The sequence below is a fragment of the Pseudoflavonifractor intestinihominis genome, assembly GCF_040096055.1.
GTDB lineage: Bacteria > Bacillota > Clostridia > Oscillospirales > Oscillospiraceae > Pseudoflavonifractor > Pseudoflavonifractor intestinihominis.
Genome location: NZ_JBBMFK010000005.1, coordinates 113,142 through 128,943, shown reverse-complemented (window position 1 = coordinate 128,943; position 15,802 = coordinate 113,142). Strand labels below are relative to the sequence as shown.

Sequence of the window (15,802 nt, the reverse complement as noted above, 5' to 3'; positions counted from 1 at the left end):
AAGGAGATTTGTTCTAACAAACCTCGCAGGGAAAGGAGCCCGCTATGGACGACTATAAGCTGTTTGACGCCGAATACCGGCTGATGGATCTGGTGTGGACGGAGGAGCCGGTGAACTCCACCGCCCTGTCCCGCATGTGCCTGGAGCGCTTCGGCTGGAAGAAGCCCACCACCTACAATCTCATCCGCAAACTGTGCCAGCGGGGCTTCCTGCAAAATGAGGACGCCACTGTCACCGCCCTGGTGCCCCGGGAGCAGGTGGAGCAGTACGAGAGCGAGTCAGTGGTGGAGAAGTCCTTCGGCGGCTCCCTGCCCGCCTTTGTGGCCGCCTTCCTGCGGGGAAAAAAGCTCTCCCAGGCGGAGGCGGAAGAGCTGCGGCGCATGATCGAGGAGGCGGGCGATGAGTAACCTGTTTTCCGCCGTGCTGCCCGCCCTGTTCCAGGCAGTGCTGGCCATGAGCCTGACCGCCGCCGCCGCGGCCCTGGCGGTGCTGCTCATCCGGGCTGTCATGCGGATACTGGAAGTTCCCAGGGCCATTGTGTTCCTGCTGTGGGCGGTGGTGCTGTTCCGTATGGTGTGCCCGGTGTCCTTCTCCAGCAATTGGAGCCTGCTCTCCCTCTTCCCTGCGGCGGAGGAACAGGTGGCCGGCTTCTCCGACGACGATATGAGCGGCAACCAGGTCATCTGGGACAGCCCCCAGAACCATGATCGTTATCAGGCCGGTGTGGCCGCCGGAGGGACCGTCATCTCCCCCGCCCCGGAGGAGGGCGGCGGTTCCTATGTGGTCACCGGGCCGGACGGCGTCTCTCCCCCCGCCACCGTGGAGACCGACGTGCTGCCTGTGCTGTCCGTCATTTGGGCCCTGGGCGTGCTGGCGCTGTGGCTGTGGAGTCTGCTGTCCTGGCTGCGCCTGCGTCTGAAGCTGTCCGCCGCCGTCCGCACCCCGGACGGCGCCTGGGAGAGCGACCGGGTGGACTCCCCCTTTGTGCTGGGCTTCTTTCCGCCCAAAATCTATCTTCCCCTGGGCCTATCCGGGGACACCCGGCGGTATGTCCTGCTCCATGAGCGCACCCACATCCGCCGGGGGGACCACATCGTCAAGGTGCTGGCCTTTCTGGCCCTGGCGGTTCACTGGTTCAATCCGCTTCTGTGGGTCAGTTGGTTCCTCTCCTGCCGGGACATGGAGTCCGCCTGTGACGAGGCTGTCCTCCGCCGCAGCCCGGAGGATATCCGTAAAAACTATTCTGCCGCCCTGCTCTCCCTGGCCGTCGCCCACCCTCTGCGGGTGCCCCTGGCCTTTGGGGAGAACGACGTAAAGGGCCGGGTGAAGGGCGCCCTCCGGTGGAAGCGGCCCGCCGCCGCCCTGGTGGCAGTGGCTCTGGCGGCGCTGCTGGCCTCCTGCTACATGCTGGCCGCCAACCCGGCCCAGGTGCCCGACACCGCCCCTGATCTGACCGTCACGGTTGAAGGTTCTTCCACCACCCTCGCCCCTGAAACCGGCGTCCTGGACTGGGACAGCGTCCCCCTCTTTACCGGCGCGGTGGCCGCTTCGGTGGAGCTGTCCTTCCCCGACAGCCCGCCCGACACGCTGGAGGTGGAGGACCTGCTCCTCTCCGCCCAGGACGCCCCCTCTCAGTCCCTGGATGTCTCGCTGGATGCGGACGGCTCGGCCGCCTTTGCCCTCCGGTCCCATGAGGCCTCCACCGGCACAGGCACCGAGCTGCGGGGGATTCGCCTCATTGCCCGCTGGGGCAGCGGTGCCCGGGCCCTCACCGTCCGGTACACCTTCCGGGTGCGCCTGCCCTCCACTCAGACCGGCGTGGACCGGGCCGAGCCCGCCGTGGTGGCGGGCGGTCAGGAGCTGTCCCTGCGGAGCAGCTCTCCTTTCTCCACGCTACAGGAGACCCAGCCCCTGGTCCTTACCGATGCGGATGCCCTCATCTCCCTGTCCAACCCCACCGACGCTGTGGGGTATACGGTGGAGCTCTACGCCCTGAATGAGAGCACCTATACGGAGGCAGGCGACCCCCTGAGCCGGATGGGCGCCCAGTCCACGGACGGCGATGCCAGCCTGTCCTCCGGCGTGGCCTTCTACCTGCCCGAGGACGCCCCCGGCGGCCTGCTGGGCCTGCGGCTGACCTACCAGTACCCCAGCGGCGCCACCAAGAGCTGGGTCGGACTGCTGGAGCTGGATGGAGGCGCACAGCCGCCCCAGTGTGTCTTTGGGGACGACGGCCTGCCCTACCTCCGCTACCCCGGCGCAGAGGACCTCACCCCCCTACTGCCCCTCCTGCCCGCGCCCGCCCAGTGGGCCGATCAGGACCTGGGTGGCCGCAATGAGATGGAGACCCTGGCGGACCTGGAGGCCGCCACGGTTCAGATGGGCTTCACCACAGCCAGAGAGGGCTGGGCGGTGGTGGGCGTCGGCGCCGGTGTGGGCAGTGCAGACACCTATTTTTACCGCACCCATGACGGCGGCTACACCTGGACAGAGTATAGCCACCCGGACACCCAGTGGTACATCGAGCGCGCCGCCTTCTCCGACCCGGACCACGGCGTCCTCTGTGAGGGGCTCTTCAACCGCGCGCCCATCTATGTCACCTGGGACGGCGGCCAGACCTGGCGGGAGCTGGACATCTCTTTGATTTACGACCAGGCCTACCCGGAGGACATCCCCGCCGACGCCCTCTATACGGTGGACTCTCTTCAGCTCTGCGGCAGCTGGGGCATGCTCACCCTGAGCGGCGAGGGTCTGCCGCCCCTTTGCGTCTGGACCTCGGACAACTGGGACACCTTCTCCCTCCTCCGGGGCGGGGTGCTGCCCGTCGGGGATGAGGCGGCCTACGAGGCCCACTCCCTGGAGCTGGACGAGTATGCCTGCCCCGTCCTGTCCCTGTATCTGCTGGACAGCGGAGGCAACTCCACCGAGACCGCCACCCTCCGGTGGGACGGCTCCTGGACCCGGGGTGTGGACATCGGCGACCCGTCAGCCTTGACCGCCGCCGATCTGCCCGACCCGGACAGCCTGTATATCAACGGCGTGAAGCGTTCCTTTGACGACCCCCAGGTATGGGAGACCTCCCCCATCCGCATTCTGGGCGACCTGCCCAAGATGGACATCACCCTCTACGGGCTCAACGAGACCGTCACCGGCCAGAGCGGCATGCTCCTGCGCCATAGGGACCGGGTGGCCTATTTCCCCGACCTCACCTACAACGCCGGTCCCCAGATCCTCCCCGCCACTCTGGCCACGGCCGACTACGACGGGGACGGCGCCCATGAGCTGGCCGCCGTGGTATCCGCCGGGACCGGCACAGGGGTCAGCACCTGGAATCTACACATCTTCCAGCTCCAGGACAGCAACTTCGGCCAGGTCTCCAGCCTCTCCTGGCAGGACCTGGGCCAGGCGGTGAACGCCCAGCTGGACAGCTCCGCCCGCCGGGAGGGCGACACAGCCCTTCTCGCCATTACCTGGCCCAAGGGTCAGGTGGAGTGCGACATTACCAGCCTGACCGCCCCGTCGGAGGACCTGTCGGGAATGAAAGCAGCCGCCGGCGACATCAACGCCTTTGACCTGTCCGCCGTTCCCATCCGGGCCACCTGTGAGTTGATGGTCCGGAACACCCTGGGCTATGTAGCCACCTATACCGCCCAGCTGTCCTTTGACGGCTCCGTCTTCCATCTGGACCCGGGCTCCAGCGCCCTGACCCTCTATCCGGATACACTGCCTGACGTGCCGGTATACACCTGGGCGGAGGACACCGGCAGCTATGCCGTCGAGAACACCCCCACCCGCTCGGAGATTCTGGCTGAGTATGGATTTACCTGGGATGATATGTATTATGTCTACTACACCCCGCTGGATGATACCCTGCAGCTTCAGCTCTGGTTTGACCCTGAGACGGGCAGGGGCTGCGGCTTCCGATATGTATGGGAGAGCGGAGACAATCCTCTGGCCATTCCCTATATCTATGCCTTCGGGTTCCATAGCACCACCGCCCCCGCAGCGTCGGACGACCCCTATGAATGCGGTCTGTTGGGCAACGCCGGGGCCTACTCGGTCCTGACCCCCTGGGGCACCGACGGGACGGAACTGGAGCTGGTATCCGGTTTCCGCTCCGACTGGTCCTTCCTGCCCGACGGCAGGCCGGAGGAATTCCGCACCACCGGGGTGGATGCGTCAGGCAATGAGGTGGACGTGCTGAACGTGACCTTCTCCTATTGGGACGACGGTTCCCTTCTGGGCAAGTCCTATTACCTCAACCAGGAGCTCTTCGGTACCACCTACTTCAGCACACAGATGTACTACACCTCCTACAAGCGGCTGGCCTATGCCCGCACCTACATCACCCACGGCAGCCTGCAGTTCTTCTATCTCTACGACGGGGAAAACACCTCTCCCAGCTACTGCCTCATGCTGGACGACAACGCCGGGCTCTGTTTCCCCACCCTGTTCACCTACTGACCCCTTCCGGCCCGCCGCGCTCCCCGGCGGGCCGGAAATTTTCTGTTTTGTGCGAATAAAACCGGGCCTCTTTTCGTCATAAAAGGTAGAGAGAGGAGGGCGGCCCATGACGGAACATCAGCTCAACAGCTTATTCTCCGCGCTGCGGCGTGGGGATCGTGAGGCCTTCCACACCCTCTATGAGGCCCTGTCCCCGCCGGTCTACACCGTGCTGCTCCGGCTGGTGGGAGACCGGCAGAGCGCCGAGGATTTGCTCCAGGAGACCTTTCTCAGGCTCTACCGGTCGCCGCCCGGCCCGGAGGTGTCCCACCCCAGGGCGTGGGTGTTTCAGGTGGCCCGCAACCTGGCGGTGGACCACCTCCGCGCCCGCAGGGCCTCCCTTCCTCTAGAGGACAGCGGCCTGACCGTTCCCCAGCCCGACCTGGACCTGGGGCTGGACGTGGAGGCCGCCCTGGCCCGGCTCTCCCCGGAGGACCGCCTGTTGGTGAGCCTGCACCTCAACGGCGGGCTCCGCTTTCGGGAGTGCGCCCGGCTTCTGGGCATTCCCCTGGGCACGGCCCTGCGGCGCTACCACACCGCCATGGGGCGGGTGCGGGATTATCTGAACGGATGACGATTGGAGGTACTTATGAAACTGCGCGCTGTTTTTCTCGCCATACTTCTTCTGGCGATACTGTTCCTGCCCGCTTCCAGGGCGGAGGCAAAGGCGGACATCCCGGCCTCCGCCCTGGCGCTGCTGGAGCGCTGGGAGGATGAGGGCTACCCGGACATGGTGGGCGGCACCTGGGTGAACGAGGCTGCCAACTCTGTGGTCGTGGCGGTGGTGGACGGGGACCAGTCCGCCATAGACTCCATCATTGCCCAGGCGGGCAGCGCCGACGGCCTGTCCTTTGCCTCCTGCCGCTGGTCCCGGGCTCAGCTGCTGGAGGTCCATGCCGCCCTCTCCCAGCTGGTGGGCGCGGAGGGCAGCCCGGTCCTCGTCGTAGGGCTGGGCAACCGGGGCAATGATTTCAGCACAAATGGCCAGCCCTGCGTCCATGTTGACATCACCACTCTGGACGGCCGGGAGGCGGCCGACGCCTATGCCGCCCGCATTGAGGAGGAGTACGGCGACATGGTGGAGGTGTCGGTGGGGCCCTATCAAATTACCACTACCGTGGGTGTGGAGGCGCCCGCCCTGCCCCAGCCCTTTCTCCCCGCCCGGCAGACCCAGCCCGACCTCACCTGGTGCCTTATCCCCCTCCTGTTCCTGCTGGTGCTGTTTCTGGCCTTTCCCCTGCGCCGGATGCTGCTCCAGCCCGCCGGGCGGCCTCCGGTGACAGGCGGACGTCCCATGACCCGCCGCCGTGCCGCCCGGGCGGTGCGGGACAGCGGCGCCCTGCCCAGCCAAACGGTCTGGGCCTCCATCCGGCGGGAGCTGTCGCTTTGAGGCCCGTTTTTCAATCCGATTCGTACTTTTATTTATTCATATAACATTTTGTATTCTATTTTCCTTTGCTTCCTCATATTTTTCCGTCTCTGGACTTCCGTCCTTGCGGCCTGGGAATTCAGACTGTATAATAGTGACGGAATTGTATTTGTGCGGCGGCTGCCGCACGGGAAATAAAGGAGTGTTATCATGAGCGGTTATCAGATCATCACCGACGCCACCACAGACCTGACCGAGGCCTGGGCCAACCAGATCGGTGTGGAGATCATCCCCATGGAGTGCCAGCTGGGCGGTGTGCCCTACACCTTCGGCCCTGGCGGCAATATCACCAGCGAGGCCTTCTTTGCCGGCATGCGTGAGGGCAAGATGGGTTCCACCTCCCAGATCAACCCCACGGTCTATGAGGAGCACTTTACCCGCTGCCTGGAGCAGGGGCTGGACGTGCTGTACATCTGCTTCTCCTCCGGCCTGTCGGGCACCATCCAGGCGGCCAAGATCTGCATGGAGGATCTGCGGGAGAAGTACCCGGACCGGAAGCTGATCTGTGTGGACTCCCTGGCCGCCTCCGCCGGCGAGGGTATGCTGGTGACCGGCGCTGCCGCCCAGCGGGACGCCGGATTGAGTGTGGAGGAGCTGGCCGCCTGGGTGGAGGACCACAGGCAGAACGTGGCCCACTGGTTCACGGTGGAGGATCTGAACCACCTGCGCCGGGGCGGGCGCATCTCCGCCGCCACTGCCGTGGTGGGCTCCGCCCTCCAGATCAAGCCGGTGATGCACTGCGACAGCGAGGGCCACCTGACCAACACCGCCAAGGCCCGGGGCAGGAAGAACTCCATGCTGGCCCTCATCGACCACATGGACAAGGACTGGACGCCGGAGGTCAACCGCCAGGTGTTCCTCTGCCACGGCGACTGTCTGGCGGACGCCGAGTTCATGAAGGCCACCATTCTGGAGCGGCACCCTGACGCGGACATCACCATCTTCCACATGGGCCCCATCATCGGCGCCCACACCGGTCCCGGTGTCATCGCCCTGTTCTACTGGGGCACGGGCCGGTAACCGGGAGTGCAAACACAGCGGATAAAAAGCGGCAAATCCCAATGGGATTTGCCGCTTTTCTCTGTTATGTATTGTTTACCTGCCGGGCATTCGGATAAAAGCGCATTGGCTCATATCGGCAGCCGCCGTGAAGGCGCAGGGGCGATATGGGTGGCATATCTCCTGATTTCTATCGCGTCCTTCAAAATCCAATCATTCTGATTCGATTTTGGTATTGCCCGGTCCCATCGCTCCATCTCCATACCGGTCAGTCTCCGCTTGCCGGATATGCGTAGGTCCTTCCCAGCGGGATCTGGAACCCGAGGGCTTGATACATCTGCTCATCGCAGGGCGCGCAGGTGACGCTCAGGCTGGCGACGCCCTTCTCCCCGCACCACTTCTGCGCCGCCTCCGCCAGCATCCGGGCAATGCCCTTTCCCCGAAAGACCGGCTCAATATAGAAGTCCTCAAAGGTTCCTGTATCCCCGCAGGCGAAGGTGGAAAAGGCAGTCGCCACGCTGCACATCCCCACGGCGCGATAGCCCCGCTTTGCAAGGAAGTATGTGATTTTCCCGTGGGAGACCGCCTGTTCCAGGCGGCGCTTCTTCTCTTCCGAGAGCATGTCCTCCCCGATTTCACAGAGGAATCCGTTCTCCAGCTTTTTCAGCTGCCAGTCTCCGCCGTCGGTCAGGCGTTCAATACGGATCGGCAGCGCCTCTTCCGGCGGCAGCAGCATCAACGGCATGCCCCACTCGTCCGCTCCGTTCCTCCGGAAGCCCAGCCGTCCCCAGAAGCGCTGGCGCTGAGGTGTGTCACAGTTCAGCTCCACATAGGCCGCGCCCATGGATTTTGCCCAGGCGAGAAAGCGCTCCCCGCATTTCGTTCCGGTGCCGTCTCCCCGAAATTCCGGGAATACGCAGAACTCGCACAGAAAGCACTTGCCGTCCTCCGTGTGATACAGCACCGGCAGCGCCAGGCCGATGTCCTCTCCGTTCCGGCGCAGCAGCAGGTAATAGCAGCGGTCCTGCTGCCGCTCATGGAGGGCGTCCATATGAGCGCGGTATTGGTCGTCCAGGAAACGGGCCCGCGCTCCGCTGTCCGGATCGGGAAAGATATCCCGGCTGAAGTAGGCCCGGAGCTGGGCCCAAAAGAATGCGATCTCCTCTTCTGTAACGGCTTCTCGGATGGTGATTTCGTTTTTCATCTGTTCTCCTCCAAATGTCGATTGGAGGGTTAGGAAGCGTGAACCCTCCATACACGATTCATCTTCATAAACGACCATCCTTTCCCTGTTATGATTTGCACGGCTGTGCGTAACAAATACAGTTTACCATCCCCACAGGAGCAATGCAACCCGCGAAAAAAGGCGGCACCCGGTATCAAACCGGGTGCCGCCTTTTGTTTATCCCACGTCCTCGAACTGGGAGTTGTAGAGGTCGGCGTAGAAGCCGCCCTTGGCCAGCAGCTGCTGGTGGTTGCCCTGCTCCACGATGTCGCCGTCCTTCATCACCAGGATGAGGTCTGCGTTCTTGATGGTGGAGAGCCGGTGGGCGATGACAAAGCTGGTGCGGCCCTTCATCAGGTTGGCCATGGCGTCCTGGATCAGGTGCTCGGTGCGGGTGTCCACCGAGGAGGTGGCCTCGTCCAGGATCATGATCTTGTTGTCGGCCAGGATGGCCCGGGCGATGGTCAGAAGCTGTTTCTGGCCCTGGGAGATGTTGGTGGCGTCCTCGTTGAGCTCCATCTGGTAGGCACCGGGGAGGGTCTGGATGAAGTGGTGGACGTGGGCGGCCTTGGCGGCGGCGATGACCTCCTCATCGCTGGCGTCCAGGCGGCCGTAGCGGATGTTCTCCATGATGGTGCCCTTGAACAGCCAGGTGTCCTGGAGCACCATGCCGAAGGTCTCCCGCAGGTCGGCCCGGCGGAAGTCCCGCACGTCGTGGCCGTCCACCCGAATGGCGCCGGAGTTGACGTCATAGAACCGCATGAGCAGCTTGACCATGGTGGTCTTGCCCGCGCCGGTGGGGCCCACGATGGCCACCATCTGACCGGGCTCCACGTGGGCGGAGAAGTCGTTGATGATGATCTTGTCGGGGTTGTAGCCGAAGTGGACGTGGTCGAAGTCCACGCCGCCCTTCACGTCGGCCAGAGAGGCGGGCTGGGCGGGGTCGGGGGTCTCCTCCTCCTCGTCCAGGAACTCAAAGACCCGCTCGGCGGCGGCGGCCATGGACTGGAGCATATTGGAGACCTGGGCGATCTGGGTGATGGGCTGGGTGAAGTTCTTCACGTACTGGATGAAGGCCTGGATATCGCCCACCTTGATGACCCCGGCCACGGCCAGCATGCTGCCCGACACGGCCACGGCCACATAGCCCAGGTTGCCCACAAAGTTCATGATGGGCTGCATCATGCCCGAGAAGAACTGGCTCTTCCAGGCGGACTGGAACAGGATGCGGTTGGTCTCGTCAAATCTGGCCTTGACGGTCTCCTCCTGGTTGAAAGCCCGGATGACGTTGTGGCCGGAGTAGCACTCCTCCACCTGGCCGTTGATGTGGCCCAGGTACTCCTGCTGGGCCTTGAAGTACTTCTGGGAGTGCTTGATCACAATGCTGATGAGGAGCATGGAGATGGGCAGGATGACCACGGCGATGAGGGTCATCAGGGGGCTGATGGTGAGCATCATGATGAACACGCCGATGATCATGGTCACCGAGGTGATGAGCTGGGTGATGCTCTGGTTCAGGCTCTGGCCCATGGTGTCCACGTCGTTGGTGATGCGGGAGAGGACCTCGCCCACGGTGCGGGACTCAAAGTACTTCATGGGCATGCGGTTGATCTTCTCCGAGATATCCCGGCGCATGCGGTAGGCCATCTTCTGGGCGATGCCGCTCATGATCCAGCCCTGGATGGAGCCGAAGAGGGCGGCCAGCAGGTACATGCCCAGGAGGAAGAGGAGAATCTGGGCGATGCGGCCGAAGTCGATGCCGCCGGTGCCGCTGATCTTGGCCACCAGGCCGTTGAAGAGCTCGGTGGTGGCGTTGCCCAGGATCTTGGGCCCGAAGATATTGAACACGGTGGAGCCCGCCGCGAAGAGCAGCACAAAGCACAGTCCGATCTTATAGCTGCCCATGTAGGAGAGCAGCTTGCCGATGGTGCCCTTGAAGTCCTTGGCCTTCTCGCCGGGCCGCATGCCGCCGTGGCCCATGCCGCCCATGGGGCCCCGGCGGGGCTGGGTGTGGGTCTGTTTCGTCTCGCTCATGCTCCCTCACCTCCCAATTCCGCTGCGGAGAGCTGGCTTCTTGCAATTTCCTGATAAGTGGGGCAGGTCTTCATCAGCTCCTCGTGGGTGCCGATGCCTGCGATCCTGCCCTCGTCCAGCACCACGATCTGGTCAGCGTGGAGGATGGTGGAGATCCGCTGGGCCACGATGATGACGGTGGCGTCCTTTACCTTCTCGTTGAGGGCCCGGCGGAGGACCACGTCGGTCTTGTAGTCCAGGGCGGAGAAGGAGTCGTCAAAGAGGAACACTCTGGGGTTCTTGGCGATGGCCCGGGCGATAGACAGCCGCTGTTTCTGGCCGCCGGACACGTTGGTGCCGCCCTGGGCGATGGGGGTGTGGTAGCCGTCGGGCTTGGAGTCGATGAACTCCTTGGCCTGGGCGATCTCCGCCGCCTCCTCCATGGCCTGGTCGGTGATGTTCGCGCCGCCGAACTTCAGGTTGGACTCAATGTCGCCGGAGAAGAGCACGCCCTTCTGGGGCACATATCCCAGCAGCTCGTGGAGCTTGTGCTGGGACAGGTCCCGGATGTCCACGCCGTCCATGGTGATGCGGCCGTAGCTCACGTCGAAGAACCGGGGGATCAGGTTCAGCAGGGTGGACTTGCCCGAGCCGGTGGAGCCGATGATGGCGGTGGTCTGGCCGGGCTGAGCGGTGAAGGTGATGTGCTCCAGCACGTCGGCCCCGGCGTCGGGGTAGCGGAAGGACACGTCCTCAAAGGCCACCACGCCCTTCCACTGCTCCTTGGTATTGTCCTTCACCTTCCGCTTGTCCCGGATGATGGGCTTGGTCTGGAGCACCTCGTCGATACGCTCGGCGGCCACGCTGGCCCGGGGCAGGAAGATGGCGATCATGGCGATCATGAGGAAGGACATGACGATCTGCATGGTGTAGGTGATGAAGGCGATCATATCGCCCACCTGCATGGTGCCCGCGTCGATGCCGTGGCCGCCGTTCCACACGATGAGGATGGACACGCCGTTCATCAGCAGCATCATCATGGGCATCATGAAGGTCATGACCCGGTTGGTGAACAGCTGGGTCTTCTTCAGGTCCAGGTTGGCCAGGTCGAAGCGCTTCTCCTCGTGCTTCTCCCGGCTGAAGGCCCGGATGACGGGCAGGCCGGTGAGGATCTCCCGGGAGACCAGGTTCATCTTGTCCACCAGGGTCTGCATCCGCTTGAATTTGGGCAGGGCCAGGCCCATGAGCAGGGCCACCAGCACCAGGGCGGTGCCCACGGCCACGGCGATGATCCACTCCATGCCGGTGTGGGTGGTGGCCACCTTGACAATGCCGCCGATGCCCAGGATGGGTGCATAGATGACGATGCGCAGCATGAGCACCACCACCATCTGCACCTGCTGGATGTCGTTGGTGGAGCGGGTGATGAGGGACGCGGTGGAGAACTTGTCGATCTCCGCGTTGGAGAAGGACATGACGGCCTTGAACACGTCGCCGCGGAGGCTCATGCCCAGCTGGGCGGCGGTGCGGGAGGCCAGCAGGCCCACCAGGATGGCGGCAGCGGCCATCAGCAGGGAGATGCCCAGCATCTTGCCGCCGGTAGAGAGCAGGTAGTTCATCTGGATCTGGTCCAGGTCCAGGCCCATGGCGGCATACTCCTCTTTGACAAAGAGGAGGGCCTTCTGCTCCACGATCATGTCGGACTGGGTGCCGAACTGCTCCAGAGCCTGGTCCGCCATGGCCTGGAGCTGCTCCAGGGTCATCTGGCCGGAGGCGAGCATGGCCTGGAGGGTAGCGGCGTCCATGCCCTGCTCCTCCATGGCGGAGAGCATGAGCATGGGCATGCCGAACACATCGTCCAGCTCCTCCAGGGCGCTCTCACTCACCTTGTTCCGGTACCAGATGCCGTCGTCATTCAGCGTATAGGCGGCCTCCACCTTGCTCCAGCTGTCCTCGTCCATGAAGAGCTTCAGGTCCTCCATGGTCTCGTCCCGGATCTGGTCGGGGGCGGCGTGCTCGATGCCCCCCTGCTGGATGCCCACATCCACAATGTCCGATGTGTACTGCGGCAGGCTCAGGTCGCACCAGGCCTGCACCACCAGCAGGAGCATAATGGCCAGGATGGGCCATTTCACCTGCTTGAGATAGCGTATCAATTTCAGCACTGCTCTGTCTCCTTTGCTCGTTCGTCTTCCAGAATGGCGGAGAACTGGTTCCACAGGTCAATCATGGCCTGGACATTCTCCTGGCCCATCCGCTCCACCACCCGGTCCAGGAACCGGGACAGCCGCTCCGCCGTCCTGCACCTGGCCGCCTCACCCTGGTCGGTGAGGACGATGTAGGTATTGCGCCGGTCGGACTTGTCGATCCGCCGTTCGATGAGGTTCCGCTCCTCCATGTCCCGCAGCATCCGGGACACTCTGGGGGCTGAGACCCGGGCGCACTGGGCCAGCTCCCGGACGTGCATCCCCTCCGGATGCTCCTTCAGGTGCTCCCGCAGCATGGAGAGCCCGAAGAACTCCCCCTGGGTCAGGCCTTCCGTCTCAATGAGCTGCCCGGTATTCAGCTTTCCGAACCGGTGCAGGGCCTGGAAGATCTCCCGCTGTATCTCTCTGTGCTCCACGCTTTCACCATCTTTCCTTGCTAATTGTTAATGCGGTTATCTTTTAATCACGTTATGATATCATACGCGCCCGACCCCTGTCCTGTCAACCGCATTGTGCACAAAAAATCCGCATTCAGCCGTCCTTTTCCTGACGGCCGAACGCGGCACGGGATATATTGGGGCGATTATGGCACTTTTCCTTTTTCCATAATAGAACATAAATCCAAAATTAAGTTTGCACAGCCCTGCTTTTCTTGCTATAATTTGTTTGAAAAACAAAAATGCGGCAGCTTACGGGTGCGCCAACACCCGTAAGCCTGCGCAGGTGCTAGCACCACCTACACAACGGCCTTTGGCCGCACCGCATAGGATATTATACGACAATCCGGTCTTTCTTGTAAAGAGCGGCTTTGTTGTCATATACCTGTGTCTGTGTCGCATGAGAAGGTCTCTTCTTACGCTGTGTAGGCTTTGCCCTGCACAGCGTTTTTGTTTTTCGCCCAACCCCCGGGGGCGCAAGCCCCCGAGGCGGTTGCGGTGAGAACAAAAGAAGGGATGAGAAAACGCATGAAACGCAGACAAAAAGCAGCATGGTTCCTCTCCGGCGTGGCGGCGACCGTCCTGGCGGTCTCCCTCACCTCCCCCGCGCTGGCGGCGCTTGCCGCCAAAACCATCCAGGTCTACACGGGCGTAGACGTCTATGTGGACGACATGAAACTGGAGCCCACCGACGCTAACGGCAACCCGGTGGAGGTCTTTGTCTACAACGGCACCACCTATCTCCCCGTCCGGGCAGTCAGCGAGGCCGTGGGCAAGACCGTCCAGTGGGAACCCAAAAGCAACAGCGTCTATCTGGGCAAGCACACCGGGGAGAAGCCAGCGGTGTGGCTCCAGGATCTGGACTACTTTACAGGGAGAACATTAAAGGTAGAGCCCACGGATAAGGACAACCTGGGAAACACGCGGCAGGAAGTCATTACTATTAGTGGCTTTGACAACACCTACCTTTTGAATGGCCAGTACTCAGCCATCAGCGGGACATTTTTCCAGCGATATAAATATCGTTCGAATAATGCCACATCTAGTCTCTATATTTACGGAGATGGTGAACTGCTATACAGCGCCGAAATAACTGGCGGTGTCAAGCCCATCGATTTTTATGTGGACCTCACAGGTGTTTTAGAATTAAGAATCTGTTTCGATCCTAAGGTTAACACAGTTGATCCCCATAGTGCCCTCGACGACTTGGGCCTCTGGACATGAGGGCGGGCGATATGAAACGACGGCTCACTCTGTTTTTCGTTGCGCTACTGCTTTTTGTCCTGTCTGGCTGCGGGAGTCAGGCGGCCATCTCTCACGAGGACAGCGCGGCAGGCCAGGTTATAGTGAATGCGGAAAAACCGCTGAAAAAGATTCTGCTATCCATTGAAAAAGGCGAATATTCCGCAGTGGAGGAGCTATATCAGAGCGAAATTGTTGGAAATATTCAAGCAGAACAGGCGGCAAACGAAACCATCCAGGCATATACGAAAGCGTTGATTGACGACTACGGCGCAGAGCTGTTATCCTACGAAAACATCAATCTGATTCTAAATACTCTCCAGCAGACCAGCATGTGGAACCTGGTATTTGGTGATTACCTGTGGAGTGAAGTAGACTTTCTTTGTCAATCCAAACAGAATTATCAAAGCGCCTTGGAGGCCAGAGAACAAGGACTCTATGCTGAGGCCATGGACTACTTCTCAAGAGTGTATGAAAGAGATCCTTCTTATCTGGATGCTGTCTTTGCCAGAGTTGATACGGCGATAGAGGCAGCAGAATCTAACGACCTTGCCACTTTACGCGAAATCGTCCGCACAATAAACGATACTCTGGCCCTGCCGGAAGAGATACGTTTACAGTTCTCACCCGAAGCCAATGAACTTTGCATGAATTCTGCTGATTTCCATCTCCGTTACGGTAGATTATTGGAGGAAAACGGTTACATCTACCACGCAATCCAGCAATATGCACAGTGCCGCTATTCGCCGGCAGACGGTTCCAATCTGCTGCTTTGGGAAAACAAATGGAATGGCCCTCCATGCGGTTGGAGTAACTTTGAGGACATGTGGTACGACCGGTCCCATTACTATTTAGATGATGATGGAACGATTTCCTGTGTCGGCAATACTCGCTGGAACTGCTCCGGAGTCGCCCTGCAGCTGAAGCCCTCCCTGGATGGTTATGTGGCCAGAATCACTCCCGAGTATGCTTCTCGCGTTTCATTTGATTCTTCGTACTCCGGCAGTATGTATGAGAGTTTTTCCAGTCGTTTTTCCGGCCTTGCTGTTACACAAATCATAGAAGCAGGGGAGCAGATCGCCCTTCTCTGTACGGACGGGACCGTTGAAATTGGCCTTCTTAATCCCCTTGACAGTTACTATGGTGACATTGAGCAAATCAGCTACTGGAACGATATGGTATATGTCGAGAACCAAGGCCAGGGATACTTTGGTCTGACCGAAGATGGACACATGCGCTGTACCGCTTATTTCAGTGACCACATTCCCATTGTCAGTACTTGGGACAATTTGATATCCATATCTTACGGCAAGGCCAACGCTGGGTCTTATTACTTTGAGACTCTTTTCTTGGGACTTCAGGAAGATGGCACCATTTTAACGTCCATTCCGCTCCCGGACGGCAGCTATTCGATTGATGCCAATGCAAAAGCGATTAAAGGTCTTTTCTATATCACCAAGGACGGAAAACTCAAATCAATCTTTGATGAATACACCTCCTATTTGGAGGAAAACTATTCTGACTATACCTTTTCCCGTATTACTTCCTGCTATTACGACAATAACAGTATTATCGCAGAGTCAGATGATGGCTCATATCTATTCATTGAAACTGATTGGTCTTCCGAAATCGTGTCTTGCTGGCTCTAATCTCTCTGTCAAGAAAACCTTAACGATGTCAGTCTTTGGACCTGAAAAGGAGGATATCACAGATGAAAAAGCGTTTTCCCCCCATTATATCCATGCTT

At 60.9% G+C, this 15,802-nt stretch carries 11 protein-coding genes; 7 read left to right on the top strand and 4 right to left on the bottom strand.

What is annotated here, in order from left to right:
- Positions 1-44: 44 nt before the first annotated feature.
- The 5 genes from WMO64_RS04845 (at position 45) to WMO64_RS04825 (ending at position 6,952) form a co-directional block, all read left to right on the top strand.
- The gene (locus tag WMO64_RS04845) at positions 45-407 is read left to right on the top strand and encodes a BlaI/MecI/CopY family transcriptional regulator (protein ID WP_294516542.1); all 363 of its coding nucleotides are present in this window, start codon (positions 45-47) and stop codon (positions 405-407) included.
- Positions 400-4,464: a M56 family metallopeptidase gene (locus WMO64_RS04840; RefSeq protein ID WP_349231193.1), complete on the top strand. Its 4,065-nt coding sequence runs from the start codon at positions 400-402 to the stop codon at positions 4,462-4,464. The genes WMO64_RS04845 and WMO64_RS04840 overlap by 8 nt, the downstream gene beginning before the upstream one ends.
- A 106-nt stretch (positions 4,465-4,570) precedes the next feature.
- Entirely contained in the window at positions 4,571-5,077 is a 507-nt protein-coding gene (locus tag WMO64_RS04835; RefSeq protein WP_349231192.1) for an RNA polymerase sigma factor, read from the top strand.
- 15 nt (positions 5,078-5,092) lie between these two features.
- Complete coding sequence (locus tag WMO64_RS04830; RefSeq protein WP_349231191.1) at positions 5,093-5,893, top strand: hypothetical protein; 801 nt, start codon at positions 5,093-5,095, stop codon at positions 5,891-5,893.
- Positions 5,894-6,082: 189 nt separating this feature from the next.
- Positions 6,083-6,952 (top strand): DegV family protein, encoded by an 870-nt coding sequence (locus WMO64_RS04825; protein ID WP_294516551.1) that lies wholly within the window; start codon positions 6,083-6,085, stop codon positions 6,950-6,952.
- A 247-nt stretch (positions 6,953-7,199) separates the two neighbouring features.
- Here the strand turns inward: WMO64_RS04825 and WMO64_RS04820 are convergent, their stop codons facing one another.
- The 4 genes from WMO64_RS04820 to WMO64_RS04805 all read right to left on the bottom strand — a co-directional run bounded on the left by WMO64_RS04820 (position 7,200) and on the right by WMO64_RS04805 (position 12,792).
- Positions 7,200-8,135 carry a GNAT family N-acetyltransferase gene (locus WMO64_RS04820; RefSeq protein ID WP_349231190.1) on the bottom strand — a complete coding sequence of 312 codons (936 nt, stop codon included), beginning with the start codon at positions 8,133-8,135 and terminating at the stop codon, positions 7,200-7,202.
- Between the two features lie 198 nt (positions 8,136-8,333).
- Positions 8,334-10,190: an ABC transporter ATP-binding protein gene (locus WMO64_RS04815; protein WP_294516557.1), complete on the bottom strand. Its 1,857-nt coding sequence runs from the start codon at positions 10,188-10,190 to the stop codon at positions 8,334-8,336.
- Positions 10,187-12,334, bottom strand: coding sequence for an ABC transporter ATP-binding protein (locus tag WMO64_RS04810; RefSeq protein WP_349231189.1), 2,148 nt, complete (start codon positions 12,332-12,334; stop codon positions 10,187-10,189). The genes WMO64_RS04815 and WMO64_RS04810 overlap by 4 nt, the downstream gene beginning before the upstream one ends.
- Entirely contained in the window at positions 12,328-12,792 is a 465-nt protein-coding gene (locus WMO64_RS04805) for a MarR family winged helix-turn-helix transcriptional regulator (protein WP_294516562.1), read from the bottom strand. The genes WMO64_RS04810 and WMO64_RS04805 overlap by 7 nt, the downstream gene beginning before the upstream one ends.
- Before the next feature lie 549 nt (positions 12,793-13,341).
- Here WMO64_RS04805 and WMO64_RS04800 point away from each other — a divergent pair.
- Together WMO64_RS04800 and WMO64_RS04795 are read left to right on the top strand one after the other, a co-directional pair.
- On the top strand, positions 13,342-14,037 hold the full coding sequence (locus WMO64_RS04800) for a stalk domain-containing protein (RefSeq protein WP_349231188.1): 696 nt from the start codon (positions 13,342-13,344) through the stop codon (positions 14,035-14,037).
- A gap of 11 nt (positions 14,038-14,048) precedes the next feature.
- On the top strand, positions 14,049-15,704 hold the full coding sequence (locus WMO64_RS04795; protein ID WP_349231187.1) for a hypothetical protein: 1,656 nt from the start codon (positions 14,049-14,051) through the stop codon (positions 15,702-15,704).
- Positions 15,705-15,802: the final 98 nt, after the last annotated feature.